We start from the raw sequence: 26,332 nt of genomic DNA, 5'->3' as shown, positions 1-26,332 counted from the left end.
AGGTATATTATCGTAAGGTAAGGCAGCCTTGGTGGAAGGTGGCAGGAAATAGGGGGTCTTTCTTCCGCATGTCCCGAACAAAACGCCTGACAGAGATCGAGAAGATGCAGATCGTCCGCGAGGCCGCGGAGGGTGTGTCGACGTCTGAGCTGGCTGAGCGTTTCCAGGTCACATCACGGGCCGTGCGCTATGTCTTGAAAGCCGATGCCGAGCGCCAGACGGATGCCGCAATTCCGGTCTCCGCTGTCAGTGTGAAGGTGACGACCGCGGAGCTGGCAGCCCTCGACGCGGTGCTGGCCGCGGCCGGGATCGAGAGCCGGGCCGAGGGTCTGCGGCGGCTCATTCAGGCGGCAGGCGGGGTGTTCGTTCCGGACGCGCAGATGGCGGCCGAAATGGCGCGTTACCGCGCCTCTCTGCACGAGGTCGGCAATGGGGTCGCGCAGATCGCCAAGCAGATGACGCGGGCCAACCAGATGGGGCAGGGGGCTAATGGTGGCACGCGTGCGGAGTTCTCCGAATTGCGCCTCGCGCAGATGCGCGGACTGGCGCGGTTCATCCTCGACTCCGCTGACGAGATCGATCTGCTCCTGCGCCGCCGTCGCGACGCGATGCAGCTCGAGGCCACGGCCGCGCTGAGGGAGTTTGCGCATGCGGCTGAATGATGCTGTCGATGCCGTCACGGGCGAGGTTTTCCGGGACGGCTGGAGCCGGATCCGGGGCTCGATGCAGGGGCTGCATGTCGCCAAGCAGAGCCAGCTTGTGCGCGCGGCGGCAGGGCATCGGCCAGCCGTCTTCAAGGCGATCCGGGGCGGCGGTACGCATACCAAATCACAGCTCACAAACCAGCTCGAGTACCTCACCACCAAGTCCACCCATATCGTGGACAGCAGCGGGTTCTTCGATGGCAAGGCGAAGCTCGAAGCGAAGGACATCAAGGACCTCACCGAGCGCTTTGCCAAGCGGTGGGACGCGGGCTTCAAACCCAAGCTGGGACAGACCACCCATATGCTCATGTCCTTTCCCGTGGGCACGCGCGGGGAGGATGTGCGCGACATCGCGACGGATGTGGCCGAACGGTTCTTCCAGAGCGATGAGGGGCATTTCGACTACATCATCGCGGTGCATGAAGACCGCGATCACCCCCATGCGCATCTGGTGCTGAACCGCCGCTCGCAGGAAGGCGAGTTTTTCTATCTGGGGCGCAACCACCGCTTCAACTATGACGACTTCCGCTTGGCTATGGTCGAGGAGGCAGAGAAGTACGGCGTGCGCCTTGAGGCGACGCGCCGGGTGGATCGCGGGGTCGTGCATTACCCCGCTCGCACAAGCGAAGTCTACGCCGCCAAAGAAGAGGGCCGCGCACCCCGCGAGCGGGAGCGTGTAGGGGCCGACCTGACGCGGACGCTGGCGGAGATCGCCAACACCAAGACCGTCTACCACGCGCTTGCTGCGGAGGCTTCGCGAGAAGCCCGCGACGATATTGCGGCAGCCCTCTTCCACGCGGGCGAGCTACTGGCGCGCGGCGGGCAGGTGGACCGAACAGGAGATGTCTATATGGCCGAGGATCAAAGCTTCGAGGATCTGAGAAGCCTCTATGCGGAGAAGCTCGCGCGGGTACAGGGCATGATCGCCGAGAAGTCCGATGCGGAGCGTCCCGTGCTGGAAAAGCGCCTCATCGAGATCCAGACGCAGGTCCAGCACATGCAGCCGCTCGGATTGCGTTCGAGCACGTTGTCAGAGGCGCCCTCGGAAGGCGGGATCTATTCTGAGGCCAATATCGACGCCAGCCGGCTGGACCGTCTGGCCGAGCCGGACTTGCGGTCGCGCATAGACACCGCGCTGCGCGGAACCGGGATCAGCACATCGGAAGTGGTGGCCCGGATCGAAACCAGGGCCTCGAGTGCCGCGCTCGAACATCAATGGATCGCCGATGATCTCTCCAAGGTGGCCGAGGCGCGCGATCTGAACCTCGAACGCCGCGCCGATCTGGAACAGGCGCGCGACATTCTCAATGACGTGCATGTGGAACTTGGCACGCTGTTGGAGCGCGAGAACGTGCTGCGCCGGGATGGCGTCATGGAAGCGGAACCGGTCAGCGAGCGGTTCCATTATCACCGGGACGCGGTCCGGGCGATGGAAGGGACAATCCGTCAGGAGATGCGCGCCGACGGCCTGACAGCGCAGCAGATCGAGGACCGGGATTGGGAGGTGGTCTCAAGGGCAGAGCGCCGGATCGAGGCGGAGCAGCGCGCGTATCTCGAGGCACATGCGGAGCTGCTCGCACGCCCTGGCGATGTGATCGACCGGTCTGAGCCCTACCGGGAGACCATCACCGATGTAGCCCGCGCCAGTGCGATCACCCGCGAAGTCGACCGCATCATGGAGGGACGCGATCTCCGCACACCTGTTGCGGATGCTGTCGCAGATGACTTGCGCGCGCGCTATCCGGACATGCCCTCCCACCTCGCCCGTGGGCTCGGCGCGACTTATGCAGCCGTCGTCGAGATACGCGACACGGAGGCCATCAATCAGGTTCGCCGCGACAACGAGTTGCGCGAGGGGCTTGGGGTTGGCACGCGTGACGAACGTCTAGCCACCCGCGATGAAACGGCGCCGCAGACTGACCGTACCGACCGCCTCGCAGACGAGATTGCGCGTGTTCTGGATCATGAACGGGCCGGGGAGCTGTCCGCGCCCTTCGAGACCGAGGCGGAGCGGGGCGCCTTCCGCGAGGAGATCGCGCGGGTGCTGGATGAACGCCAATTGGGCCGCCTCACATCCGGCGATGCCGATGCGCTGGACAAGGTTCTCGAGGACCGTCTCGACCGGCTCTACGTCGCCAAGGTCTACCTGCAATCTGATGCCGCGACGGCTAACACGGACGCCTTGCGCCAGGTGGTCGATGAACTCGCCGACGCCGAATACGAAAAACACCGCACGACAGACGTGGATGGCGAAACCGAGCGGGGACAGGTCCATTGAGCGCCGCCATGGGAAAAGCGCGGATCGCCACCGGCGTTTTGCTGGTAACGCTGGTGACCGCCGCCATAGGATACACCATCGCCTCGGCGGTGCTGACATACCAGGATCTGGGCTTCGGGGCCGAAATCGACTTTGCCTATATCGCGCAGAACTATCTGGCGATCCTCGATCGCCGCCCAGAGGATGCCCAACTCATCCACCTGATCATCGGCAGCTTCGCCGCAGCTGGCTTGATGCTGAGCCTTGCTCTCTCGGGATCCGCCCTGACACGGTTTGGCCAGACCCATTGGCAGAGCGCGCGCGAAATGAAGGCAAACGGTTTTTTTGGAGAGCCAGGGACCGGATTCATCCTCGGCAAACTCGGCAATCCTAAATCCCGCGCGAAATACATTTGCTCCAAGGTCTTCCCGCATGCGCTGATCGTGGCTCCCACGGGTCGCGGCAAGACCACGGGCTTTGTCATTCCGAACCTGCTGACCTGGCAGGGCTCCGCAGTGACGCTCGATGTGAAGGGGGAATGTTTCGAGGCCACGGCGCGGCACCGCGCAGCCCAGGGCGACAAGGTTTATCGCTTTGCCCCCACCGATTGGGAGGGCAAGCGCACGCATCGCTACAACCCGCTCCTGCGCATCTTTGAGCTGAAAGATCCCGCGCGCCAGCAGATGGAACTGCAACTCCTCGCGACGCTCTTTCTGCAAAGCGACAATGACCGGGTGCAGGGCCTCCTTAAAGGCGGGATCGATCTCTTCGTGGCAGCAGGCCTGTTGGCGTTCCAGCGCAAACGTCCGACCCTGGGCGAAGTCTACCGCATCGCGGCCTCGGGCGGGAACAAGCAGAAGGAGTATTTCGCGCGGGGTCACGAGGTCGACAACAGGGCGGCCAAACTGATCTTCACGCGGCTCGCTTCGACCAATAACGACACGCTGACCTCCTATGTCTCGCTCCTGATGACCTCGGGGCTCGACCAATGGCAGAACCCTGCCATCGACGAGGCGACGGCGGTGTCGGATTTTGATTTCCGGACGATCCGCAAGAAACCCTTCTCGGTCTATCTCGTGGTCCAGCCACTTATGGTGAAGCCGCTGGCGCCGCTGATCCGCCTCTTCTTCTCCGATCTCCTCTCGGCCATGCAGGAAAAGGATCCAGGGCCAGACGAGCCGTGGCCCGTCATGATCATGCTCGATGAGTTCAATCGCTTGGGCAAAATGCCTATCGTGGTCGAGAGCATAGAGACCCTGCGGACCTATCGTGGACATTTGGCAGTTGTCACCCAAACCATCCCTGCCCTCGATGAAATCTACGGCGAAAACACCCGCCGCGCCCTGCAGGGCAACGCGGGCGTGAAGCTCTATCTGACGCCTTCTGACGAGAAGACCGTCGAGGAGTTGAGCAAGGCGGTTGGCAAGACCACCAAGACTGTCGTCACGCGGTCGCAATCCATCGGCAAAAACCCCTTCGAGGGCCGTAGCCAATCCACACGGACCGAAGAGAGCTCTCTGCTCCCCGATGACGAGGCCCGCCGCCTGCCGCTCGATGAAATCGTCATGGTCATCGACGCGCAAATGCCGGTTCGGGCCAAACGGATCCAGTATTTTGACGATCGGCTGTTCAAGGCGATCCATGCGGCACAGACGGGCGATTTGCCTTTTCCGGAGCTGGGGGAGGGGGATCGCAAGGCACGCTGCCGCTGAGTATGCGCGCCATGCCGATGACACCGCCGCCGGATGGGTCAGGCGGCCCCGAGACCGACGTTGAGGCGGCACGCCAGGCTGCTGATGGCCAATGGCCAGGGCGAACCGATGTCACCCCAAAGAAGACTGCGCCCGTCGTTCAAGCTGCTATCGCCGAGGAACAACGACAGATGGAGATGGATTTCTTTGACGAGAATTCGATGGATGGCCCAAGAGAGAATGCTGACGTTCAAGTGTTTGAAACCGCTTTAAAAAATCTTGGAATGTTGGAAGCTCGTATCTCAGAAAACTGAACTTGACCAACGTAATTAGCGTCAGATTTGACGTACCTATTTTACGGTTGCGGTTCTAAGGTCCCTTGGACAGCCTGTATGCTAGCCACCGCACATTTGGCCGCCCAAGAATATCTGCAAATTCGCCTTCGGAATTAACAGAGAAACCAGCCATTTGTGCGGATTGCTCGAACTCTGTTGCATCAACAGAATACATGCTTCTGTCTTTGTCAGAAGGGCCAATTCGCAATGTGACGAATGCAGCGCCTTCATCGGAAAGCAATTCATAGAGTCGCGCCAAAGAAGGTGCTCTTTCTTCTGGGGGAATGTGCATCCACACAGCACTCATCAGAGCAATATCAAACTCGGCTCCTGACAGAAGTGGGTGACTTAACTCAGGAAGCTGCCCATCAATCCATTCGATGCCACCGTTTTCATGAATGGCTTTTGCAAGTGCTCGCATAGATGATGAAGGCTCCACCGCGATGACGGAATGACCTTTGGATGCAAACCAAGCCGCATCGCGACCGCTGCCAGAACCTATGTCGATGATCCTCAAGCTATTCGTTGGAAGCGTTGAAATCAGAAAAGGATAGGCATCTTCAAAGGATACGGCCTCGTAACTGTCGGCCAGAGCTGCTGCATGCTGATCGTAGAATTCTATAGCGTCTAGGTTCTTCGTCATGGGATCCTGTTGGAATGTTTGTTCGTACCAGAAGGCACCTAAGAGCGCGAGGCTACACAACGCGGACCAACAAAGCATAAAAGAGAACAAATTGCGAACAGTTTTGTCGCGATTGCAGAATCTTTCTAGCCGACTGTCGGAGGTTGAGTTTGCGCTCGCGTCTACGAATCCGTCCGGCGCGGCTTGTCGCAACCAGGAAAGATAGCAGTCCATAACGTGCCGGAAGCGAAACAGGACCGCGAAAAGCGCTCCATTTCCTACTACCGCTGTGAGCAGCAAAGCAGTAACAAGCCATGTGTTCTCTGGTATGCGCGAAACCCCAAACCATAAGCCGCCTGTAAGTGTCATTGCCAGAACTGGAATCTGCCACATGATCTGGTTTAGCGAGCGGAACTGCTGATAGTTCTGCTGGTATGCTTCACTCTTTAGGTCCATGGACTGATGCCTTTCGATTGTGGCAATCGTGTTATTCTCGCGACCAGGCACTGCGTATCAAATCTGCTAGCTCCGCCATCTCGTCTTCATCTGCGAAGGGAACTTGGGCCAATATGATCTCGCCTTCGCCAGATAACTTGGCTGCGAGATGGCCACGCCCCAAGAGTCTTTCCGCTCCTGGTTCGTCGAGTACGAGAACAGAGTTTCGTTTGTCCGCAACCTTTAGAACAAGCCGGTTGGTCAAGTTGGCGCGGAGCTGCATCGGGAGGGCATCCTTGTCTGGTCGCTGCGTTATGAGGACCAGATTGATCCCTGCAGCGCGGGCTTTCACACCAAGGCGGCTCGCGTTGAGCTCGACTGCATCACGGTAGTCATTGATCAGCATCCAATCCGCAAGTTCGTCGTGAAAGACCCATATCCTTGGCAGACGTTCGTTAGGCGGCACTTTCTTATTATAATTTGCAAGTTTGGTCACACCCGCGTCTGCGAGAAGACGGTTGCGTCGTTCCATCTCTTCAACAAGCTCCTCAAGTGTCTCAATGGCCTCCTCTCTTGAGGTAATGAGATCACCATCGAGGTGCGGCATTCGACGAAGCCAAGGGAAATCAATCCCCGCCTTTGGATCGATCATTCTGATCCGTGCGCTCTCAGGGCTGTTTGTTGCGCAGATATCGAGTAGTAAAGACTGTACCAGAACGCCTTTCCCGCTTCCGGTCTCACCTGCAATCAGCGTGTGCGGACCATGAGGTTGCTGGCCAGCAAACCCCTCTCCAACATTGAGGTATAGCAGCTCTCCGTCAGCCTCCTTGGCGCCAATAAGCAAGCTCGTGTTTGTTTCAGGGGCGGTTTCCGGCAGCTCACGAAGTCTCCAAAGGTCTCTCAACCTAAGGATGGCACGCTTTGGGCGCCGCACCATGACAATAACCTCCATCGGTGCCGCCAGGAGATTAATGACATCTATGGCGTGAGAGGTCAGGAGTTCCTGCCGTCTCTTTTCGATCTTGGGAAGCGTGAGGTCATCCGAGCCCCGAAGGCGAATGAGTGCAGCGTTGGGCGTCAAGCGTGATCCGATCAGCTCTGCAGTCATATCGTAGCCGCGAAGCGCCCGCTGCAGATTGATGACTGTTTCTTCAAGCCAACGTTGCGCATCATCATCGTCGTCGTTTGTCCCGGAACTGTTGAGCCAGGATGCCAACTCAGCGGATGGCATATTGGTGATCTCTGGCGCCGCAGAGCCCTCGTCTTTCATTTCGGCGCCCGTCAGTTCTGTCGTGTTTGAATTTTCATCAGCAGTTGTTTCGACCTGAACAGGATCGGCGCTGCCAGTCTCCGTGGACGACAAACTTACCTCTTCTTGATTGGACGTCTCCGTATCCTTTTTTTCGTTCGGAGGTGTCGAGCCTTCATCAGGCACTGCACCATTCACGGCGCGTGAAATTAATGCCGTTTCCCAAGGGTTCATGGGATCAATATCGCCAACCTCAGTTTGAGGAAGTTGATCAACGGCAAAGGCACGCAGCCGAGAAGCGACGCGCGGTTTGTCAAACACTTGCTGAATACAGTGAGAAGCGCCCTTTAACTGAGTAGAGCCGCCTGCATCAACATATTCATCATCATCGTGAACAAATACGTGCGAGAAACCGGCTAGCGCAATTGGCACGTGGTCGAGGCGAACTTCCTCTGACCATTTATGCAGGTCCCATCCGCCGAGTATTTCCGGATCAAAGGGCTGCATGCCTTCGATCATGAAATCACCGATGCGATGTAGCCAGAGTTCACGGTCAATCCGTGCACCCTGGGGATCGAGTGCCCGGCCCAGACGCAAAACGGTTTCTTCGAGCTGTTTTGCAGATTTTTTTGCCTGTGACCGGTATCCGCGTGCTGTAACGAACTTCGCCTCGGAAATCGCGATCTTCAGAACGGGCTTTCCGTCCTCGATGCGTGGCGCAATCGCCATGATGTCGGCAATTTGCTCTTCCTTTTGTCCAAACCAGGAAGCGAAATCGTCAAGGCAATACCATCCTGTTGGAAGAGTAGGGTCGCCGAGGCCGCGTTTCAGTTCTTCCATAGAGAGGACGACACCCAGCAACTCATTTGCGTAGCGCCCGTACCGCGCGGCGCGCATCACGACATGGCCGGAGAGCTGGTTGGCTTGTTCGGTTAGCCGGTCAACTGCGGCAATCCCATGAGTTGCAACGATGGTTGGGTCGATATGGTCCAAGCGCTGCTTGATAAGGGTTTGCAGTAGGCGCGGCTTGGCCGTCGTCGATACCGTAATGTTTCGGTCGACCCCACGATCATGGATGTGTCGAATGACCTGAACACCGTTGTTCGAAAGGAGCCGACGGTCCACAAGCTCGTCGTAATTGACCACCCATTCCCCAATACGGTGAGCGTTTTTGAAGACGTCGGCGATTTGGGTGTCTTTGAAGTTCACCTCCCGTGCGGGGATCACGTCTTCTGCACGTGCGTTGTCGCCCTCCAGGAAAAGCTGAAGAGCGTTCAGATATCGCTGACCTACCTGCGGCTGCACTGGGGCTGTCAAATATACAGAAGTTGCCGTATCCGCAGCTCCTACAGGACGTCGGCGAGACCAGCGGTGGGGAACATGAGAGATCAAGTCCGGACGTTGCGTTCCGGGGGCGCGCTTCCAACGTAGCTCTGCGTTGCGGGCGATGACATCCTGAAGGGCGACAAGGTCGGCCGCGCGGGTGTCTTCGTCGTCAGTGACTGCGCTTTCGTCAAGAAATCCAACACGTAGTCTTGAAAGGAAGTTCCGGGCTGCCTCACTCGCCATTACCGAACCGGTATCATCGCTGACTGCGACATTTTGCTGTTCGTAAACCTTGCGCATCCGCATCGGCTGCGAATGCGTCAGGAGAAGGTCGCATTGAAGCTCGTTCTCTTGCTCAACTTTGCTCGAAAGCTCCGCCGCAAGCGCGCTCGGAAGCGCCTTAGACTCCGCATTGTATAGCACAACCGAGAAATTTGTCCGCTCGTGGGGAAGCAAATTCAAGAACTGTTCCCCGACCGCGCTGAAGGCCTTGGCGGCGACGCCAGGCTCAACATCAAGCGCATCCTCGACATTGCCGTTGCCACCACGCCGGGGTTGTTCCGCTAAACTGTAATCGAAAGAGGACTCAGCAACGGACAGCAGGATGGCTTGATCTTCGGCGAAGCCGATACAGACTTCCGGATAGTAGTCGGACTGCAACTCTAGGGTTCTCTGCCCAAAGAGCAGGTCGGCGCGGAATATGTCCTTCTCTTCAGCTGCTAGCACGCTCTTTACAAGCTCAGCAGTTTGGTGAGCCTTGATGTGGATTTCTGCAAGGCGCAGGGGGTGCCAAGGAAGAACAATCGCAGCCGACGCGCCGTCACCAACGTTGGCAACACCTACTCGCAGCAGTTCTTTCCAAAGCGTCTCTCGCGCAAGGTCGTTGTTGGCATGAACCATAAGCGCTTCAAGGAGATCACCGTATTTTTTAGCCTGGGTTATAAGACTGTCAGCGGCGATACCCTCACCGTCAGTGCCAACCCACGCTCGGATCGCCTCGGCATACCCTTCACGGAAGGCTTCGAAGGCATCTCGAATGGCTGCGCTTCCTTCGGGCGAGATCAGCCCTGATAGTTTGTCGAGTTCGCCGAGGAAAGCCTCGCTACGGTCGCCACTGGCTCTATTGGGTGCGACCATCGTACCGTTACTGCCATTCAGTGCATCCCGGATGGTGCTTACCTCTATCAGATCGATGCGCTGTATACGCCCCTTCGCACTCGTTGATTGTCGGGCAATATCGGCTGTCGGTAGAAGTACGCGGTCTCCTTGTGCATTCGCGACCCTGACAAGATCATCTGCCATTGAGCAGGCGAGCGCGGCTGGGGACATCTCCCAAATAAAGAGAAGCTTTGCTTTGGCGCCGTCTGGGTCGAGTTCAACTTCGAACTTGAGACTTCGAGCATCCTTGGCTCCGGATGTGCTACGTGCAAGATCGGCGTCCACATTCGGGAAATAGAAATCCTGCATCTTTCCGAAGTCAAAGGTCACGTCAGAGCCGAATAGGTGTTCAATGCCGCGAAAACGGAACGCAAAATATCTGGCGACAGCTGCGTTCTTCCCGCGCCAAAAGCTCTTCTCACGACTGCGCGGAATACGCACAGTCAGCCTTTTTGATTTTAGCTCGATATCGTTTGTTCGGTCACGGAGTCTTTGTAGAGTCTCGATCAGACCGACGAAGAAGTCAGAGTAGGGCTTTGGATTATTGAAGACAAATTTTTCCCAAGCGGCGTAGAGTGTTTTATCACGTGCAATGTGCTCCTGGTAATGGTCGAACAACGATGCGAGATCGTCTGTGGGGTCCTTTGGAAATGGAGCAAGCAGAAGGGTCCGCTCATCGTCTTCGAGCAAGTCATCAAACTCATCATCAAAGAACTTGACGGTTTTCTCGCCAAGTGGAAGTCGTTCTGGGCGCCTAGGGCCCAAAAAACCTCTGAAACGGAGCGCCAATCGAGCTCAACAACGTCTTCTTGGCTTTGCCGCCAGACATCAGCAGAAAGATCATCATCCAAAAACCGTTGAATGATATCTATTGAAGGTTGCTCTAGGCGTCCTCCAACAGCAGTAAGGTTTTCTGCCAGCTGTTCGTCTATAGGGTCTCCACGTTCGTTTTCACGAACAAGTAGAGGCCGAACATTCTGATGAAGTCGCCGAAAAATTTTAGCCCACTCGGTACTCCTCGCGCGCTTTGCTTCGGGGATTCTGTCGAAGTCGCCTGCGCTGCGCGGCAGTCTTAGTGCTGGCAGGGCATTATCTACCGCCTTCTGCAAAGGCATACCTTTTGAAATAACATTGTCCGAGATTGCCAATACGAAAGCCGAAAAAGTTTCAATCGTCCGCGCTGCGTGTGTTTCATTTGCAGCCTGCAAGGCAGCCGCTAAGTGCTCTCTCTTCTTTTGATCAAGAAACCGATCTGTAAGGCCTGCGCAGTGCATCCAATCCGCATATCGAAGCCTGAGTTTATCAGTTTCAATCCGCGTCACCTTCTCGACGCTCTTGTCGTTTCTTTGCAGCTCATCCTGCGAGGCAGCAAAGAGGACGGCGCGTTTGTCGTCTGGGAGGCGGCAGTGCCGCCAATGAGTGATGGACTCATCGCTCCTTGTTTCCGCTGGCAGATCCCCATTCGGATCAAAGACGGTGCCCACTCTTACCATCACTTCATTCGAGATTTCGACATCTGTGATTACAGCCTGCGCCACTGCGCGAACGACTTCAGCGTCGAGGCCCAACATGCATATGCGCTGTGTACCCTCAGGTTCCCCGGACAACTGCTCTTTCAATGAGGCGGTTGCCACGGCCGCGATTAGTTCGGTCCTAGTCATAGTGGCCTCCTGAACGGGTTTTCGACATATGCGCAGTCATCTGACAGGCGCCGAAGCAAGCCCAACGTCCTAAGGCGTTGTTCGAGACGCTGCGCGTTCTGTGAAAACGCATACTGATCCGTCGGAAGCTGACCGTAAGCCTTTTCAGCTTCAGGAGCTGCGATTACGATCCGAAACCTGTCGTAAAGCTTGGCGAGAAAGCGATGATACTCTTCTCGCTCACCATCAACTGTACACATAACCAACGCTTTGATGAGGGAATCATTGGGCGCGTACCAGGTCCCCACACCTCGGCGAGAAACAGCAAGTCCGATCTGACGCATCCATTCCAAATGCACCTTTGAAACGTGTTGTGAATGACGTTTCTCAGCGTAGCTTCTCAAGGCATTGAAGATCGTCTCTGGGTCGCCCGAGGCCGGACCATCTTCCGGGTCCCATTGAAAACGCTCAGTTAGGTACTCTCTAACGGCGTCAGCAGGCGCGCGCTTCTGCAAGGCTTCTTCCCAATCAGGGTCGTTCTTCGCGCTGTCTATGTACGCGCGAACGGCTCGATTTGTGAGCATGCGGTTGGCGCGCAGGTTCTCGGCTGAAATCTCGAATAGAGTTGTCTTTTTGGGTGCTGGAATTTCAAGGACAAACCTGGGCTCGCCTTGATCACCAGTTTCTTCGATTGATCTACGCAGCATGTAGATGAGCATGTGCAGCGCAGAAAGGCGTACCAAGGGGTCGATGACTGCATTACCTGGAAGATCAAGGCTAAGAAGCTGACGCCATGTCTTTGCAAGCTCTTTATATTCATCGCGCTGAGCAAATGGCAGATAGCCTATACCTCCCGTAACGGAGTTGGCATCGATCCGATGGTCGTCGGGGAGTAGTGCCTTAGCGACGCGGTTCCAGGAATTATCGCTTCGTAAAATCTTCTCGCCAATCAATTTGGCGATTTCGGGGCCTTCGCCACTGCGGGAGAGCATCAAGTACAAAAGTTCCCCGCCACGCGCGAAAAAGCGTCTATCAGGACTACTATTGGGATTGTTTGGCAAGTCAGCGTAAAGGCAATAGGGGCCGTAAGGGAACAAAAAGCGGCTAGTCCATCTCCGTTGCCTGTGTGGTTCAACAGCGGTGTTTTGGAAGAGTTCGACAATCCTTGCGAGCTCAGAAAACTCGCCACATCGGTCTCGTAAAAAAGCGAAACTTTGATCGCTCTCGAATTGCTTAAGCCAGGCGTCCCATTTCTCACCGTCCAGCTTTTCACTTGCATCAATATGCTGGATATGGGGGTTGCTGAAGATTAACTCACGCAAGGGTATCAGCCTCGGCGTGTCATAGGTGAACTGCTCGTGCGCGCCTTCATTTCGAACCTCTGCTAGACCGTGCTGAACTTGATCACGGGAACGAAAGACGGACAGGAACTCCAGAAAAACAAGCCAAGGGGTCTGATCGTTATAGAAACGATGTCCCCAGATCGCCTCGTCAACCCAGACTTTAATGCCTTTGTACTGTGTTGGAGTATCAAGTCGTGTCATGCGTCACCTACACGAACGCGAATATTGTCGGGTTGCGGCCGCCCCCTTGGGTCGACGGTAATGGCGCGAAGGCTCACTTCCCCTTGCACAGGCTGCGCACCCATTATTTGGTCGAGCCGCTCGATCAGCCGAAGCTTGAAATCCAAAAAGTCCTCATAGCACTGACGAGAGAAGCTCGCGGGCAGGCTGCCGCGTGCGACGCGGATCAGGTATTCAAAATGTGTAAGTTGTAGTTCGAGCTGGTCGACGACTGTCTCAGGCCCTCCGGCTGGATCGATAACTTGCACAATCGGAGTGAAGTCATCTGACGCAAGTGCAAAGCGAACGTACGGATCACGTCGCTGCGGGCTCGCGCTCAGCTCGTGTGCAAGGATCGATGCTATGCGCCCACGTCCATCCCCGCCGGATGAGGATAGATAGAGCTTGGTGCCGTCGTCGATCATCATACCGCAGAATGTGCGGTTGAGCCCCCGCACCAAGAGTTCAGAAATGCGAGAGATGTCGACCTTATCAGTTAGTCTCCGGCCAAATTCCAAGAACAGATCAGCTGAGCGGTAGACACTTAATGACCAGGGCTTCAACTCACCTTCATCCGGAAGTGTAAAAAATAGTCTCTGGCGCTGCCTCGCCAAGGCTCTCATGAACTCAGTGATGTTTTCTCGCTCGCCTTCGAGATAGTCCCTGAGAAAGGGGGCGTAAGCATCTGCGCCGTAGAAGTGATCACTCCCGATGTGCGTAGCAAAGATTGTTTCGTTATTATAGCGTCCATAGATAAGGAGGTTATCGATTTGGTTGTCGGTCTCTCGTCCGACACCGAAGCCCTCTAGCGCCGTAAATGCCTGGTATTGCTGACGTTGTCTCTCGGGAAGATTAGCGCCAAAAACATTCGTGTAGGGATTTGTCATCCGGTAGTTGTCCGTCTCGGCACGGTTCTTGGCTTTTCGGCACGTCAGCAGGCTTGATGACATCCGGTCACCGAGCAGAATGTTTACACTAAGGAGCAGAAGGTCGCGGATGGGCAAGTGCGTGCGATTGGCCCGCGCAAGGCTGAGAAGCTGAGAGAGGCGCGTCTGGAAAAGGGACTCTCCGTCCTTTGCGCGCAATCTATCCCGGTTGATACGGATCGGGCAGCTTGTGTTTCCATCGGCATCAAGCAGCTCGCACCCTGAGCAGTTATCCCACTGAGGGTGCTCAACAATCTGTTCGATGATGGCAAGAAAATGCTTGGCTGCGTCAAGGCGCGACAGATTATAGAGGTCGAGCGAAAGATCATCTCGGGTGGTCTTGTCCGTCACAAGCATGGACTCAATCGAGACAAATGTGCGGAAGGCCTCTTCACCATTTGCCTCGGCCCAATCGCGCAAGGACGCAAGCAGCTGCCCATCGTTCGCGGCTACCAAATAAACATTAGGAGAGTTTTGGTCGCCAATCGCATCCATGAAACCGGGTAGAAGATCGTTTTTTTCGGTTGACGTCACTTCGCTGAGGTCTTTGACAATACGAAGTGTTTTTCCTGACCCAGAAAGTGGCAGGGAAACAATCTTTTCCCCCTTTTGCCATTCCTGCGGGTTATCAGCGAATTCTTCAAACACGCGTCGGCAGTGGTAGGTCTTCCCATCGCCAGCAGTCCCGGTGAGCACCACTGACCTAGGCACGCTTGACCGAAAGTTCTCAAGTATTGCTGGAAGTTTGGACGGCGTTATCTGGATTGGGGGCACTATGCCTTTCCGATCAATCTCAGCTTGGATGAGCTCGTCATACATGTTGTCCGTTGCAGAAATCGGACCGTAATGGCGCAAGAAATCTACAAATTTGTTTGTGTGCGTCATAGTCCGCTACTCGCCCTCCCTATCGCTCATCTTTATTGTGAACGCGGCATCGACCCTGTCACTTTTATTATCTAAAATCAATTATTTATGGCAGGCAAGACAACCCTTCGCCTGACCGTACAGCTCATCTATGTCCAGACTATCCGGTTCATCGCGCAGGGGGTTCTGCTGCCTTTTGGCTTTCGCCCGTTCAAGCCGCTTCTCATAGTCTTCTTTGATCTGCCTTACGCGTTCAGGCTCTGTCAGCTCATCAAGTGACTCTCCTTGGCTCCAAGTGAAAGGTGAGCCATTCTCTACGGCGCTTTTCTCATAGGCCTTTGCTTCCTCAAAGGCTTCTGGATGCTGCTCTTTCAAGCGGACCCACTCGATCTTCTGCTGGTAAAAACAGAACGTGCAGCCGCTACGCGAGCGCCAATCATAGTATTTGGGTAGACCTAAGCCTGATGATTCAAGGATTTCATGAACACCTGGCTTATCAATGCCATCGTCTTTGAACGGCAGTACGATCTTTAGGTTTTCATGCTTGGAGCTGTAACCTTCCCGGTACTCCTCGTCCCCGCGAATAGCGACGTAGCTGTAAACCTTTTTTCCTTCTTCCAGCATTGGTTTGAGCCAGTGCTCGAATGGTCTAAGCTTAAGTTGCCTCGTGCACCAACGCGTTTGCGGTGACGGCAGGAAATTATTGTACTGTTTGAGCCAGAAGTCGAAGTCTCTGTCAGGATTTAGTCTCAAAATGGACTTCCCAAGAAAACCTTCGAGGCGCCCAAGGAATTCGTAGACTTCTGGAAGTTCTTTGCCCGTATCGGTAAAGAAATAATCAATATCAAGCTCTGGGTGGTGCTGGCGCATATAAACTGCGAGAGCAGCGCTGTCCTTGCCACCCGATACGCCCAAAACATGCTTTTCTTCGGCGTCACTCATTATACTACTCGTTCCACTTCCATTTTGTTGCCATCAATTTCTTCGTCACTCATGTAGCGGCAACTCAACTCGGCGAGTGCTGCAAGAAGCAGATGGCGGTTCTTTGGGGTCTCGACATCGATGACATCTTCAAGTCTTTTGATTATTTCTTCGACCTTTTTTCGCTCGCCTTCTGAAACTTCAAACTCGGCGTGCACGGGAGCCGGACGGCCGTTTAAACCAACAACGACCGCCATGGAGCTCCGCTTATCGCTCCGGCCTTTCACCCGCGCGAAGTTCTCCGCCCGAATAAATCTCTGCGAAAAGTCTGCAAGCTCGACGGAAGCGCGATCGAGGTCGGGATCGGTCCAGTCACGCGGCGGCTTATTTGCAGCCAAACTTGCAATGCCTTCTAGGTCTTGTTCTGTCCCTTCAAACTGAGAAAGCCTTCCAATGAAGGCATTCAGACGGAAGTCGCCACCGATCTCACGAATGTTCTCTGCCCGTGCGCGCAGCTCTCCGAGAGCCTGCGGTGAGGCGTTAGGCACCTGAAGCTCGGCCAGCATGAGATCATGCAGACGTCGCAGCATCGACGGGTATGAGGCGACAAGCTCTTCTAGCCCTTCGCGCACATCCTTAACGATACTCTGGAGATTGTTGTCCTCGTCGAGTGCGCCGCGCCCGCCGAACGCGGTAGGAATGTCGTCGAACAAGAACTTGTTCGGATCGTTTGCGTGCTTGAACAGATCGCGCACCCGCGTTGCGTTAGAGGACAACTGCATGGTCCGCTTTGTCCAAGGGTGCAGCTTGTCGAATATAGCAATGAGTCCGCGGGCGACGTCGATAGGCGCGAGATGTGCCAGGTTGTTTGAGGCATCGAGATCGCGCACGACTTCGGCCATGCTCGATAGCAACCTACGAGATAGATCGGAAAGGTCCATCCACCGGAGCTGTATCTCGCCAGCATCTTTGGCGAGGATTTCAACATCGATATCCTTAAACCGCGCTTGGAAGATACCCGCGCGGTACAGGGCGACGTTTTCTCTTTGTGTGAGGATAAAGGCCACGATCATAACTGGCTTTAGCCCTTCTTTTAGGCCGAAGGGCGGCTTACCCCAGAGATCGTAGAGCTCCGATACGGTAACCGTTCTGTCCTTTGCCTCTCTCAAGTGCTCTGAGGCGGCTTCCCAAAGCGGATTAAGATTGCTCGGATCGCGTTTTTTCGACGGCGCGCGGAATTGCCAGGCGCCATTTACCTTTCCGTACAATCCGGTCGCTTCTAGGATCGAAGCAAATAGGCCGCCTTCAGCAGGATACCCCTCTATGCCAAGGCACTCATCACCTTCTCGGCCGACCATCGCGCGTAATAGCGCATTCTGGGCGGCTACGGCGTTACTCGACGGCTTGATGCGGTTAAGAAGCTCATTGTTGACCTTTGGCGAGAGCGGGAAGCGCTTGGCGGCCAAATCAGAGGCGGCATTGTTGATTTCGGCCTGATCCCATTTCTGCGGCTTGTGGTTCTTCAGGTACCAGGTCGCATGGTCAAAGGCTGCCCTAAGCTCTTCTTCGAGCTGACCTTGAAGAGCCGTTCTTCTCGCCTGCACTTCGCGCTGCGCAACGGTATCGCCAGCGAGGTCAGGATGCTCTTCTTGTACTTCACTGAGCGCGATAAGCTCTCTTGCGAGATCGACGATCACCCATGCGCGCTGCGACAGGCCAGCGACAACATCCCAGTCCTTGGATTCACGCGCCGCCTCACGGCACAATTTCTCGGCGATTTCTTGGCTTTCACCTTCCGTGGGGATCGCAAGAAGGAAGGCACCAATTGTTCCTGACTTGGGAACGTAAGCTGCGGCGCGTTCGATCAGGCCATTCAAAGGTGCTACTTCGACATCAAACCAGCGTAGGGCGCCGGTATCATGGTAGTGCCGTTTAGCAAGGATGGGCTGGAGTCCTGCCAGCTTTTTGAGCGCTGCGAAATCAACCTCTCGAACGCGCTGCAGGGCATCCTCAATTGCGCGATCAATGTCGAAATCGCTGCCAGCATAAATTGCGTAGGCGTCGGCGAACTTCCGGAAGATCACAAGAGACCACTTCTTGAGCTGCCCGAGTGCATCCTTCACCGTCTTTTTCGATGCCTCCGGCAGACAGGCGGATAGCAAGCTGTCAGTGGGCGTGAGCCCTGAACGTTCTTTGAAGAGGTCAATCAGCGCGATTGTCTTTAAAAGGCGAATGTGAAACTCGCTTCCCCCCAAAGCTTCACAGCGCTCTACCGCCTCGGCAGCCATTGCCCAGCGATGACCGTCCGGAGACGCGAGAATAGAAGGCTCTAGATTAACCCGAAGGTAATCCCATAACCGGTCCGGCTCATATAAGACGCCCGCGTCATTATGACGGATGAAATCCTGAAAACCGTGCGGCTCTGCTGAATTGAGGAAGCCGAAGATACTGCGCTGGTTTTGGCCGAAGCGTCGCCGGGAGATCGGGCCAAGAAGACAGGCCACAACGGGATGAAGCGGCCAGCATCCCTCAAGCGTTTCGGAGAGGTGCCGTGACGCCGCCGGTCGTTGACGCTTAATCTCGTCGGCAACCGTCACCGAGAGTGAACCAGGTTTCGTTAGCGCGCGCCCGTTCTCAATTGCACGAGAGATGAGCTCGATTTGCTCTTCTCCTGCGGCATTCACGGCGAGATCGATAAAGCGGCCTTGAATCTTCGACCACTCGTCGCGCATTTCGCGCGACAGCCGGTTGGCATAGTCCTCGAAAGCCTGATGCAGAATACCAATGACGATCAAGCGCCCTTTACTACGTGAGGCAGCTTCTGCGAGGAGCTGAAAGATATAGACATCGGTGCCGTCTTGAGCTGCGGCTTCTAGAAACTTACCCATCTCATCGATGAATAGAACAACACCGCCATGGCTACGCGGTGCCTTTTCTGCAGAAGCCGTAAGCGTGGCAACGACAGCATCATCCGTCCATTTTCCCGTTTCAGGACTGTCACCCAGCCCGGCCTCTTCAATGGCACGCCCAATGATGTCCACCGCGTTCGCACGCTTGCCTACAACCGGCAAAACCTGCCAGCCTTTCGATTTCGGGGGAGAGCTTCGAGAATTGCATCCGCAGCCTTGCGACCGATGGCCGCCTCGGCCTTCGAGCGAAACTCATCATCGCCTCCAAGCAATGCACTCATCGCTATGACAAGACTCGACTTTCCGCTGCCGTAAGGGCCCGTCCAGGTAAACGCTCCATGCCCTGTATCGGAGAGATGGTGTGCCACCGCCTGAAGAACATCGACTGACGATTTTGGGCAGACAAATCCCTCAAGAGCGTTGAGGTCATTGTAATCGCTATCAATTTTGATCGATCTTTGGAACCGGCGCCCAATGTTCACGGTCTCGGAAAGCATGATTAGGCCGCCTCTCTACTCTCGATAGTTTTTTTCTTGTAATCACACATCGCGTAAATGAGCGCTGCTTCCATATCCAATGCAACATCACGGATGACCTGCTTGAGGCCTGCTGTTTCCGACCACCTGAACGAGCCTTTCGTAAAGTCCTCAAGCATCAGAAGCCGATCAGCAACGTCATTTTCATCAAGCAAGAATACGCGCCCCGGCGAGCCCGGCTCGTGCGCCACAGCTTCGAAAGAGAGAGTCTGTGCAGACGAGTAGTTTTTCCAGAAATCAATCAAGGCATAGAGGAAGACCCCATTCCCCAAAGATGACTTTGGCCCTCGCACGAACCTAAAGCCGTCGCGGCGACCAACCGCTTTAATGAGACCGAGCTCCGCAAGCGGAGACTCCAAAGAGTCTTCAGGCGATGCCGCGCCGGACGCAGCTTTCGCCACGTAGGTTCGCAGGAAGCACTCGACATCACGGCGTACGGTCGTAGCAGAAACGCGCGGCCATTCACGATCCTTGGCCACCTTCTCCAATGCGCGAACGAGTTGTTCGCGCTCAAACGTAACGCCGGGAAAATTATTAAAACTCCAATACCAAGTTGTTTTTTCAGGGCGGCCCGCAAGATTCCAATGAATTAGCCAAAGCGTAGCAGGGTGTTCTACGTATCGATCAAGTCCGCTTATTCCGAATAGCTGTCGGCCGAGACTTGTTGTTACAAGCGCGTTGGCGCCCTCTCCATCTTCGATAATACCGGACGCCGTTGCCCAATGGCGCATCGATGAAACCATGTTCTTGCCGACCCCGAATCGCGCTATAGAATCATCACGCGTGAAGGCGAGCTTACCGTCCGGACCATCTTCGCGCTCATAGACCGCATCGTATGCCTTCTTCAGCCATCCGTAGCGGAGCGGGAAGGTCTCGTGACCCGAAAATTGTGGTCTATAGTCGTCGCTGTAGATAGGTCCTCGTGGCATTGAATCTCGTCCTGGAAGATTGATCCAGCTCGACACTAACCCACAAGATATGGTAGGGTCAAACTTGTTCCTGGGGATATCCCCAGAAAGTCTCTGACCTGCCGTCAGAGCGAGATTTCAGAATCGGGTTGCGATAAGGTGCTGGTAAGTTTATGAAAATTGACGGTGTGATATATCTGGACCATCAGGCGACCTGTCCGCTCGACTCGACCGTTTTTGCCGAGATGGTGCCATATTTTGAAGGCCGCTTCGGCAACCCACATTCGAGTGATCATGCCGTTGGTTGGCGCGCTTCTCAAGCTGTTCAACGTGCTGCTTCGGAGGTCGCGAGGCTTATAGGCGCTGACCCTGACGAGATCATCTTCACATCCGGGGCAACGGAGGCCAACAACCTCGCTCTGCTCGGCTTAGCCCGAGAAGGTTTAGCGAGCAAGCGGCGGCGGATTCTCCTGAGCTCCATTGAGCACAAATGCGTCCTGGAAATTGGGCGGGCACTTTCAGCGGAATATGGGTTCTCTATTGAGCATTTACCTGTGGATACACAGGGCGCACTTGATCTTGATGCCCTAGAGAATTCCATTGCTGACGATGTCTTTCTTGTCTCTGTAATGGGTGCCAATAATGAAATTGGCACGATTCAGGATATTGAGAGAATCTCTCGCATCGTGGGAGCTTCCGGTGCGTACTTTCATTGCGATGCGGCGCAAGCGCCAAGTGCGATGGATGTGTCGCGGCTTGCTGATCACGCCGATCTTGTCAGTTTGTCGAGTCACAAGATGTATGGCCCTTCTGGCATCGGCGCGCTTTTTGCTCGGCGAGACCTTCAACCTTTGATGCAGCCTAGAATCCTTGGCGGCGGCCAGCAAAATGGCTTGCGGTCGGGCACGCTTCCAGCAGCGCTTTGCGTCGGCTTTGGCGCTGCTGCACGTATCGCAGCCTCAGAGGAAGGCGATCATCGCCGAGAGCAATTGGCCGACATACGCGGTTCATTCCTTAAGCAGCTACAAAGCCTTCCCTGCCGCATTTGGGTGAATGGGCCGCTTGAAACAGAGCGCAAGCATCCTGGAAACCTCAATGTTGGCTTTGAAGGAGTATCGGCTGCTGATCTCCTCAGCCGACTGCAGCCCAAAATTTCTGCCTCGACAGGCTCCGCCTGCACAAGCGGGATATCGGAGCCTTCCCATGTGCTTCGCGCCATCGGACTCGATGACGAGCGCGCCTCGTCATCGGTGCGCTTTAGTCTTGGGAAGGACACGACGCTTGATGATGTGAGTGAAGCGACGGATCTGATTAAAGAGGCGGTTCTTGATTTGATTGGTAGCGGTCTATTGGAAGTTGTTTAGGCTCTCACAGAGGGCTTGTGGCGCGTTATGAGTGTTACAAAAGGTCAATCTCGAACGAGACCGAGTATTCTCACGAAATCAAAAGAAATGGTCTTCTTCGCGAATAAATACCAGCATGTCTTTAGGTGAAAATTTTTCTTCGGTTGCTGAGTTCCAATTGTGCGCAGTCATCTCCGCCCCAGCCTTCCCAGACGTGCAAGTTGCGCCAGCATCTGGGATCCGGCCCCCGGTGAACCTGTGCCGCTTGCCTGACCTGTCTGTCCCATGCCTTGCCGCACTGGCATCTGCTGCACACCAAAGAACTGCCGCGCTCTAAGGGCGGCAAATTCCGCACCACTTGCGCCACCGATTAAGTAGCGGTTGTAGGCTTGCTGGCTGCCCATGGCGGCGCGGGCGAAGCTGTAGCCGCCGCCGAGACCTCCGGAGAGTGCGGGCATCATGATGTTGCCGGAGATCGCGCGCACGATGAAGGGTGTAGCAATGATGAAGCCCTTGGCCATGAGGACCATCATGAAGAAGGGGATGAGCGCGCCGATGTTGGAAGCCCCTTCCGGGTCGCCAAGCTCGCCTATCAGAGCGGAGGAAACGCCGGTAATCGTCGCGAATACGCCGGCCACGACGATGGGGTAGAGCGCGAAGGAAACCAGTGCCGACAGCCAGCGTGCGAAGTAATCTTTAGTCACCTCGAAGAGGGTGAGGAAGATCATCACCGGCGCGATCCCGATTAGAAGTGCGATCATCAGGCGGGAGGCCACGAGGATGAAGGCGGCCAGCCCGCCGAGTATCGAGAGCAAGAGGACCCCGACAATGTCGAGCATGGCGCCGGCCATCCAGTTCAGTTCTGATCCGGCTGCATTGAGGTAGTCGCCGAGTTCAGCGATCAATCGGTCAAATTCTTCCGCGAAGGTACCAGAAGGGCCGGGAATTCCACCACCGACCGAAGCCACGAGCGCCCCCGCAATGCTGTCGATGCCAGCCAGGATGGCGGAGGAGAGGGCGTTGAACTGCACCCAGTTGGTCGCGAATATTCCAATCAACCCGATCTTGACCGCGAGCCAGAAGGCCGTGCGGCCGTCCATCGCCTTGTATTGGTAGATCATGTTCAGGAAGACGAGGATCACCACGAGCGTTGTTCCCAGGACGAGAAGCGTGCCGACCGTTGCCGCGACCGACCCGAACTGGGTTTCTGCGGCGGTGTCGAGATAGCCCTGGGAGGTTTCAACGAAGTAGGTGACGACGCTCATAACGGGGTTGCCCTACCAATTGCCCGCGGCTTCGCAGATGGCTTTGGCCTCAAGGCGAACGTCGTTGGCGCGCCGATTGTAGGCGTCCGAAGCTTCCAGCATTTCCCAGCGTTCATCACTGGCGTAGAGCTCACGAAACACCGCCTCTGCCGCGTCCCAAGATGGGAAGCGGATTTCACATTCGCAGCTTTCGGTCTCAACGATGCGCTCGAGATTCTGGGCGCGGTAGATGTCTTGAACCAACACGCGCTGATAGGCTTGGCGCAGGGGGATTTCTTGCATCCAGACGGGCTCGGCGGGCCGGTCCGCACAGAAGTCAAAGTTGCGATCGAGGGTTGGCACCAGATTGCGCTCAGCGAAGGCGGGGGCAGCAATCAGGCCGAGGCCCAAGTTTAGGGCCAGCGCGGCCAGCAAAGGGGATTCGGCGCCTGCCTCATGCCGTGGCTCCGATGGTTGTGGTTTCCCGCTTCAGGAAGACCGTGTGCCCGACATTGGCGAACTCCGAAGAGCTGATCGACACGACCTCCCAGCCTTCGGCCCCCTTCGCATTCAGGCAATCCTGCATGTCGGCGAGACTGGTCTTGCGGGTCATGGGGAAATTGAGGATGTCATATTCAAAGGTCTTCATTGGGAAGCTCCAATCTGGCCCATGCCGGGGAGGTAGAATTCTGTGATACCGCGTTTGCCGTCATGGCGGCCGGCCTGGATGATCACGTCGATGGAGTTCTCGATGTACTGGATCATGTCGGCATAGGTCATCGGGATTTCGGTCTTGAGTGCTGCGATCGCGAGGCGTTGGACGGCAAGTTGGGGGGTTTCTGCGTGCAGCGTGGTCATGGACCCGCCATGGCCGGTGTTGATCGCCTCGAGGAAAGTCATGGCTTCCTTGCCGCGCACCTCGCCGAGGATGATCCGGTCGGGGCGCATGCGCAGCGTTGCGGTGAGCAGCACGTCGGCTGTCTGGAATTCCGCGTCACGATTGGCGATGAGGGTCACGGCATTGGGCTGGGTCGGTAGAAGCTCGGCGGCTTCCTCGATGGTGACGATGCGTTCCTCGGATGGCACGTGCGAGAGGATCTTGCGCGCAGCCACGGTCTTGCCAGTGGAGGTGCCCCCGGAAACGATCATGTTAAGCTTGTTGTCGACACAGAAGGCGAGGGCATCGTCGATCACACCAGCGGCCACGACCTCGCGCAGTTCCCGGGTTTTCTCGAGGCGCAGTTCCTCGAGTTTGCGTTCCTTGCCATAGAGGAAATCGAGCGCGATGCCGTCGAGCGGCAGGCTCGAGAAGAACCGCAGGCTGATGGACATGGCGGAAAGCACGGCAGGTGGTGTGATGACCTGCGCCCGGATCGGCCGCCCCTTGTAGGTGATTGAGACCGAGACGATGGGGCGGTCCTTGCTCATCGTGGTATTGGCGGAGGAGGCGATCTGGTTGCCGAGGTCTTTCACTTCGGTTGCAGTCAACGCCTGGTCCAGCTTTCGCATGAAATGATCGCCCTGGAATTCTCCCCAGCAGGTGCCATCGGGATTGATGCAGATCTCGATGACATCGTCGCGGGCGGCGGCTTCAATCCGATCAAGCGAGGTCTGGAGATAGCTCAGAGACATGGGCTTAGAAGATCTCCAGATCGCGGTCGACCATAACGGTGACGCGGGCGCCTTGGTCGACATAAATGACGGGACCGATGGAGAGGTAGTCGCCAATCACAGAGTCCGTGGCATCGGCAAGATCATCGCCCACGTCTTCCAGCACGTCCGCGGCGGTTTCGTCTTGAACATTTGCAGCGGCCGCACTTGGTGCGGCGGAGATCAGAGAAATCAGCGCCGCAGAGCCGAAACGCTCATCAAATCGTGTGTCGACGAAGCCGGTCACGCCGGAGCGGCCCAATTCGTCACCCCCGAAGGAGCTGATCTGGATCGTCTGGTTGTCGGGAAGGATGATCCGATCCCAAGCGATCGTCACCCGGCGCTGCGCGATATCGACGCCAGAGCGATACCGCCCGATCAGGCGGGAACCACGCGGGATTAGAAGGCGTGAGCCATCGAAGCTGTAGACATCTTCCGAGACAACAGCACGGGTCTGGCCGGGCAGGGAGCTGTCGAGGGCGGTTTCCATGACGGCCTGGATCATCGTACCCTGAATGATGGTGTTGGACGGATTGGCAATGACGTCAGCCTGTGTCACTGACGTAGGCAGCGCGCCGTTCAGCACAAAATCCGTCACATCCCCAAAAGTCCGTTCGGTCAGAGCCGTCTCATTTGCGCCCGAGGTGCCACCAAAGGCGATGGTGGGCGAGCTGATGCGGCGCTCTTGAAACGCGCGCTCCTCGGCTGCGCGGCGTTCGAGTTCCGCCAAACGTCGTGCTTCCTCCTCGCGGCGGAGCCGTTCTTCCTCCCGCGCGCGCAATTCGTCCTCGGTGGGCCCGATGGGTGCGGGAAGGGGGCGGTTGGCCTCAAGCTGTGCGAGTTCCAGGTCCATGCGGAGTTGCTCCAGTTCGCGATCGCGCGCCGTGAGCTCATCGCGAAACTGCTGCTGCGCGGTTTCCGAGGCGGCTTGCAGGGCCGCGATCTGCGCGGTCAGCGCATCGATGGCTTCGGCGGCAGCCGTGTCTTCCTCGACCACCGGTTCGGGCGCGTTGCGCAATTCCTCGATCTGGGCCTGAAGGGCGGCGAGTTGCGTCAAAAGCTCGGCATTCGGTTCCACCGGTTCCGGTGCGACCAGAACGACTTCGGGCTCTGGTGGGGGAGGGTTTCGATGGCGCCAAACCCGTCGCCTTCATTTTGGAACACGTCCGGCGTGGCCGTAGGCAGGGCTTCTTCTTCCTCGGGTTGGGACATCAGATAGAGCAGTGAACCACCCGCCCCGACCGCGAGGACGACGACCAGCGCGAGCAGCGGCGAGCGCCGTGGGGCAGGGGGTGAGCTCGCGCCTTTGCCTTGCTCGAGGGCGGCGAGACGTTTCTCGAGGTCCGCGTTTCCGGTGTCGCTCATGATCCCACCCCCGCAGGCGGTGTGGCCTCAATACAGACCACCTCGTCACCGATCCGCAGCACCCATTGCCTGTTCACCCCGGAAACCCGGATCACTCCGTCCTCGGTGGCTTGTGTGTTGACCGTCCGTTCGCGGCCATTGGCGTAGCGAAAGATCGCGGGCACCGGTGCGTTCCGCGGGAATTCGAAATACGTGAAGGTCCCGTCATCCCAGACGCGGGTCGGGGTGAACTCGGTGCGCGCGCTGGCTCCGTAGTTGTAGTTCGGCGCTTGGGCCGCGATGGCACGCGTGGGCCGCGTATTGTCTTCGGGGTAACGGAACTGGACCACGTAGAAGGTCGGGCTGCGGACCTCCTGGACGTTGAAGTAGTAGCTGCGGCGGTTGGTATAGACGGTCACGTTGGTATGGACGCCGCGCGCGACGGGCTTGATCGCGAAGGCTTGGCCACCGGGTACACCGTCAATCTCGAAGCCCTCCGTGTCCCCTGCGATGATTGAGCGGATGCTTTCTCCCTCGCCGAACTCGACCGTGGTCACATGGGTGAGCGACACGCTGAGGCGGTAGACCTGACCTTCCTGGTAGGTGGCCAGCCGCACGCGGTTGTCATTGGGACCGCCGCGCGGGATGGCTTCCGCGAAGGCGAGGCCGGGCAACAGAGCAATGACAAAAACAAGCGATCTCATAAGC

Annotated in this window: 19 protein-coding genes and 1 pseudogene; 5 read left to right on the top strand and 15 right to left on the bottom strand. The window is 56.6% G+C overall.

The features are described from left to right. Window positions 1-68 precede the first annotated feature (68 nt). Genes ACZ1G0_RS16030 through ACZ1G0_RS16015 form a run of 4 tightly spaced genes read left to right on the top strand, consistent with a single transcriptional unit; the run spans window position 69 to window position 4,966 of the window. Window positions 69-662, top strand: coding sequence for a helix-turn-helix domain-containing protein (locus tag ACZ1G0_RS16030; protein WP_132464656.1), 594 nt, complete (start codon window positions 69-71; stop codon window positions 660-662). Beyond that, window positions 649-2,982, top strand: coding sequence for a relaxase/mobilization nuclease domain-containing protein (locus ACZ1G0_RS16025; RefSeq protein WP_472737936.1), 2,334 nt, complete (start codon window positions 649-651; stop codon window positions 2,980-2,982). The genes ACZ1G0_RS16030 and ACZ1G0_RS16025 overlap by 14 nt, the downstream gene beginning before the upstream one ends. Next, on the top strand, window positions 2,979-4,673 hold the full coding sequence (locus ACZ1G0_RS16020; RefSeq protein WP_472737935.1) for a type IV secretory system conjugative DNA transfer family protein: 1,695 nt from the start codon (window positions 2,979-2,981) through the stop codon (window positions 4,671-4,673). The genes ACZ1G0_RS16025 and ACZ1G0_RS16020 overlap by 4 nt, the downstream gene beginning before the upstream one ends. A 2-nt stretch (window positions 4,674-4,675) precedes the next feature. Beyond that, on the top strand, window positions 4,676-4,966 hold the full coding sequence (locus ACZ1G0_RS16015) for a hypothetical protein (RefSeq protein WP_472737934.1): 291 nt from the start codon (window positions 4,676-4,678) through the stop codon (window positions 4,964-4,966). Between the two features lie 55 nt (window positions 4,967-5,021). On the opposite strand, the gene ACZ1G0_RS16010 is transcribed toward ACZ1G0_RS16015, so the two are convergent. The 9 genes from ACZ1G0_RS16010 to ACZ1G0_RS15970 all read right to left on the bottom strand — a co-directional run bounded on the left by ACZ1G0_RS16010 (window position 5,022) and on the right by ACZ1G0_RS15970 (window position 20,100). Next, the gene (locus ACZ1G0_RS16010) at window positions 5,022-6,065 is read right to left on the bottom strand and encodes a class I SAM-dependent methyltransferase (protein WP_394407027.1); all 1,044 of its coding nucleotides are present in this window, start codon (window positions 6,063-6,065) and stop codon (window positions 5,022-5,024) included. A 31-nt stretch (window positions 6,066-6,096) separates the two neighbouring features. Further along, window positions 6,097-6,981 carry an FtsK/SpoIIIE domain-containing protein gene (locus ACZ1G0_RS16005; RefSeq protein WP_472737968.1) on the bottom strand — a complete coding sequence of 295 codons (885 nt, stop codon included), beginning with the start codon at window positions 6,979-6,981 and terminating at the stop codon, window positions 6,097-6,099. A 3,302-nt stretch (window positions 6,982-10,283) separates the two neighbouring features. Beyond that, the gene (locus ACZ1G0_RS16000; RefSeq protein WP_472737933.1) at window positions 10,284-11,348 is read right to left on the bottom strand and encodes a hypothetical protein; all 1,065 of its coding nucleotides are present in this window, start codon (window positions 11,346-11,348) and stop codon (window positions 10,284-10,286) included. Window positions 11,349-11,434: 86 nt separating this feature from the next. Next, window positions 11,435-12,961, bottom strand: a complete 1,527-nt coding sequence (locus tag ACZ1G0_RS15995) for a hypothetical protein (protein WP_472737932.1) — start codon at window positions 12,959-12,961, stop codon at window positions 11,435-11,437. Next, the gene (locus ACZ1G0_RS15990) at window positions 12,958-14,601 is read right to left on the bottom strand and encodes a hypothetical protein (protein WP_472737931.1); all 1,644 of its coding nucleotides are present in this window, start codon (window positions 14,599-14,601) and stop codon (window positions 12,958-12,960) included. Before ACZ1G0_RS15990 ends, ACZ1G0_RS15995 begins: the two co-directional genes overlap by 4 nt. A 270-nt stretch (window positions 14,602-14,871) precedes the next feature. Further along, a complete protein-coding gene (locus ACZ1G0_RS15985; RefSeq protein ID WP_472737930.1) occupies window positions 14,872-15,711 on the bottom strand; it encodes a phosphoadenosine phosphosulfate reductase domain-containing protein in 840 nt (279 codons plus the stop codon). Beyond that, window positions 15,711-18,731 carry a hypothetical protein gene (locus ACZ1G0_RS15980; protein WP_472737929.1) on the bottom strand — a complete coding sequence of 1,007 codons (3,021 nt, stop codon included), beginning with the start codon at window positions 18,729-18,731 and terminating at the stop codon, window positions 15,711-15,713. The genes ACZ1G0_RS15985 and ACZ1G0_RS15980 overlap by 1 nt, the downstream gene beginning before the upstream one ends. 17 nt (window positions 18,732-18,748) lie before the next feature. Beyond that, entirely contained in the window at window positions 18,749-19,096 is a 348-nt protein-coding gene (locus tag ACZ1G0_RS15975) for a P-loop NTPase family protein (RefSeq protein WP_472737928.1), read from the bottom strand. A gap of 2 nt (window positions 19,097-19,098) precedes the next feature. Next, entirely contained in the window at window positions 19,099-20,100 is a 1,002-nt protein-coding gene (locus ACZ1G0_RS15970) for a DUF4007 family protein (RefSeq protein ID WP_472737926.1), read from the bottom strand. A 116-nt stretch (window positions 20,101-20,216) separates the two neighbouring features. Here ACZ1G0_RS15970 and ACZ1G0_RS15965 point away from each other — a divergent pair, with 116 nt between their 5' ends. Then, window positions 20,217-21,407: a cysteine desulfurase family protein gene (locus tag ACZ1G0_RS15965; protein WP_472737925.1), complete on the top strand. Its 1,191-nt coding sequence runs from the start codon at window positions 20,217-20,219 to the stop codon at window positions 21,405-21,407. A 167-nt stretch (window positions 21,408-21,574) separates the two neighbouring features. Here ACZ1G0_RS15965 and ACZ1G0_RS15960 read toward each other — a convergent pair whose 3' ends face one another. From ACZ1G0_RS15960 to ACZ1G0_RS15935, 6 genes and pseudogenes are all read right to left on the bottom strand, one after another. Beyond that, window positions 21,575-22,651: a TrbL/VirB6 family protein gene (locus ACZ1G0_RS15960; RefSeq protein WP_472737924.1), complete on the bottom strand. Its 1,077-nt coding sequence runs from the start codon at window positions 22,649-22,651 to the stop codon at window positions 21,575-21,577. A gap of 12 nt (window positions 22,652-22,663) precedes the next feature. Beyond that, window positions 22,664-23,041 carry a hypothetical protein gene (locus tag ACZ1G0_RS15955; protein WP_472737923.1) on the bottom strand — a complete coding sequence of 126 codons (378 nt, stop codon included), beginning with the start codon at window positions 23,039-23,041 and terminating at the stop codon, window positions 22,664-22,666. Between the two features lie 43 nt (window positions 23,042-23,084). After that, window positions 23,085-23,279, bottom strand: a complete 195-nt coding sequence (locus ACZ1G0_RS15950) for a DUF4177 domain-containing protein (RefSeq protein ID WP_472737922.1) — start codon at window positions 23,277-23,279, stop codon at window positions 23,085-23,087. After that, window positions 23,276-24,262, bottom strand: a complete 987-nt coding sequence (locus ACZ1G0_RS15945; protein WP_472737921.1) for an ATPase, T2SS/T4P/T4SS family — start codon at window positions 24,260-24,262, stop codon at window positions 23,276-23,278. The genes ACZ1G0_RS15950 and ACZ1G0_RS15945 overlap by 4 nt, the downstream gene beginning before the upstream one ends. A gap of 4 nt (window positions 24,263-24,266) precedes the next feature. Next, window positions 24,267-25,645 (bottom strand): annotated as a pseudogene (locus tag ACZ1G0_RS15940) (TraB/TrbI/VirB10 family type IV secretion system protein). Next, window positions 25,642-26,328, bottom strand: coding sequence for a TrbG/VirB9 family P-type conjugative transfer protein (locus ACZ1G0_RS15935; protein ID WP_472737920.1), 687 nt, complete (start codon window positions 26,326-26,328; stop codon window positions 25,642-25,644). The pseudogene ACZ1G0_RS15940 and the gene ACZ1G0_RS15935 overlap by 4 nt, the downstream one beginning before the upstream one ends. Between the last annotated feature and the right edge of the window lie 4 nt (window positions 26,329-26,332).

The organism is Thalassobacter sp. HA4-2 (assembly GCF_055693705.1).
The sequence above is the reverse complement of the archived record's forward strand: the minus strand, read 5'-3'. Positions and strand labels throughout refer to the sequence as shown.